Source organism: Arthrobacter sp. Y3225116 (genome assembly GCF_059091245.1).
Genome location: NZ_JBNHGL010000336.1, coordinates 1 through 2,498, shown reverse-complemented (window position 1 = coordinate 2,498; position 2,498 = coordinate 1). Strand labels below are relative to the sequence as shown.

The window sequence follows — 2,498 nt, the reverse complement described above, 5'->3', positions numbered from 1 at the left end:
GCGCCGCACCTGCTGTGGTCCGGACCCATCCGGGTCGGCGGCGTCCACGCTCCCGGTGCTGATCGCCGCCGCCGGGTCCGCCCACTCCCCCGCCCCCGCGGTGTTCGACGCGGCGGCACCGGCCTCTGTGCCGGCCCCTGTACTTGCTCCGAGTCCTGCCACCGTCGCGTGTTCCCCGTTGGCGGCGATGTCCGCCCGCTCCACCGCGTGGGCGCCGACCGCCTGCAGGAACTCCACGAGCTTCGAAACGCCCTCGACCGCCGCCACCGTGTTGGCCAGGTCCCGGTTGCACAGGGACGACAACTCAACGGGGAAGCGGTCGGCGACATCTTGCAGCAGGACACACGCCTGGTCCAGGGATGCTTCCATCTCCCCGGTGCGGTCCAACGGTGCAAGAGCCATACCACAATTTTATTAGTACACACATTCGATAGCCATCAAAAGGGTCCAGTGTGTAGGAATAGTGGCACGACATTTGAAGAACGGCAGGGAAAACCGGCCAGCCGCCAACGCCCGGGGCATCGGCAATTGGCACGACCCGCTTGGCGACGAGGAGCGCCACTGATCGCGGAGGCGGGGGCGACGAGGAGCGCCACTGACCACAAATCCAAGCAGTCGAGGAGCGCCCGCCAACAACTCACGATGAGGGGGCGACCAACCCGGATGGATGCTTAGGCCGCCCTTGACGTGGCCCTCGCCACAGGCCATGATGGATCATATACGATTTCGTACTTCACAGGAGGATGCTTTGTCCGAAGCCAACGTCACCCAGTCCGCGGGCACGCTGCAAACGGTGGATACCCAGATCCTGGAGGACGCCGGCAAGGTGCTGGCCGTACACCTGTCCTACAACTCCCGGGCGGCACAGCGCGGACGGGTTCCGGCGCACCCCTCCTACTTCATGAAGGCTTCCTCCTCGCTGGCCCTCTCGGGCGGCACCGTGGAGCGCCCCGCGGGCACCGAGCTGCTGGCCTTCGAGGGCGAGATCGCCCTGATCATCGGCAAGACTGCCCGCCGCATCAGCGTCGAGGAGGCCTGGGACCATGTGGGCCACGTGACCGCCAGCAACGACCTGGGCGTCTACGACATCAAGTACGCGGACAAGGGCTCCAACGTCCGCTCCAAGTCCGGCGACGGCTTTACGCCGATCGGCCCGGCCCTGCTGCCCGCGGCGTCGGTCAACCCGGACGGCCTCCGGATCCGCACCTGGGTCAACGGCGAGGTGGTCCAGGACGACACCACCGCGGGCCTGATCTTCTCCTTCGCCCGGATTGTCGCCGACCTGTCGCAGCTGATGACGCTGCACCCCGGGGACGTCATCCTCACCGGCACCCCGGCCGGCTCCTCCGTGATCGTGCCGGGCGACGTCGTCGAGGTCGAGGTCTCCGACGAAGCCGCCGGGCTAAGCACCGGCCGCCTCTCGACCACCGTCACCCAGGGCGAGGCGGAATTCGCGTCCTTCGGCAACACCCCCAAGATCACCGACACCGACCGGATCGATGCCTTCGGCAGCGAGGAAGCGGCCGGGCTGGCGCCGGCAATCACCGGCAAGTCCGCGCTGACCGAGGACGTCAAGGCCAAGCTGCTCTCGGTCGCCACCGCCACCATCTCCGGCGCGCTGCGGAAGCGCGGGCTGAACAACGTCAGCGTCGACGGCCTGCTGGCCACCAAGCCGGGCCAGAAGGTCATCGGCACCGCCCGCACGCTGCGCTACGTGCCCAACCGCGAGGACCTGTTCAAGTCACACGGCGGCGGTTACAACGCGCAGAAGCGCATCATCGACGCGCTTGGCCCGGGCGAGATCCTGGTCATGGAGGCCCGCGGAGAGAAGGGCTCCGGAACCCTCGGCGACATCCTCGCGCTGCGCTCCCAGGTGCGCGGCGCGGAGGCCATCATTACCGACGGCGGCGTCCGCGACCTTTCCGAGGTCGCAGCGCTGGACATCCCGACGTTCTACAACAGCGCCCACCCGGCGGTGCTGGGACGCAAGCACGTGCCCTGGGACACCGACGTGACGGTCGCCTGCGGCGGCACCACCATCCAGCCCGGGGACATCATCGTCGCCGACGACAACGGCATCCTGGTGATCCCGCCGGCCCTGGCCGCCGAGATCGCCGACGAGGTCGTCGAACAGGAACGCCAGGACAGCTTCGTCTTCGAGATGGTCAAGGAAGGCCACAAGATCGAGGGCCTGTTCCCGATGAACGCCGAATGGCGCGCACGCTATGAGGCATGGGTCGCGGAGCAGCCGAAGTGACCACCCTGGCCCCCAGCAAGTCGGAACAGGCCTACGAGCTGCTGCACGAGCGGATCGCCAAGGGCGAGCTGGTGCCCGGCTACCGGCTGGTCCTCGGGACCATCGCCGCGGAGCTCGGCTGCAGCACCGTGCCGGTGCGCGAGGCGATCCGCCGGCTGGAGGCCGAGGGCCTGGTGACGTTCGAGCGCAACATCGGGGCGACGGTCGCGGCCGTCGACGCCGAGCTGTACCTGCACACCAT

The 2,498-nt window shown here is 68.2% G+C and carries 3 protein-coding genes; 2 read left to right on the top strand and 1 reads right to left on the bottom strand.

Features of this window, described 5'->3' with window-relative positions:
- Positions 1-402 (bottom strand): hypothetical protein (locus AC5RV2_RS17005; RefSeq protein WP_494093316.1); only part of this gene is annotated, 402 nt, incomplete at its 3' end.
- A 382-nt stretch (positions 403-784) separates the two neighbouring features.
- On the opposite strand from AC5RV2_RS17005, the gene AC5RV2_RS17000 reads away from it, so the two are divergent.
- Positions 785-2,257: a fumarylacetoacetate hydrolase family protein gene (locus tag AC5RV2_RS17000; protein WP_494093317.1), complete on the top strand. Its 1,473-nt coding sequence runs from the start codon at positions 785-787 to the stop codon at positions 2,255-2,257.
- The coding region (locus AC5RV2_RS16995) for a GntR family transcriptional regulator (protein ID WP_494093315.1) at positions 2,233-2,498 on the top strand (266 nt) is incomplete at its 3' end. The genes AC5RV2_RS17000 and AC5RV2_RS16995, both read left to right, overlap by 25 nt.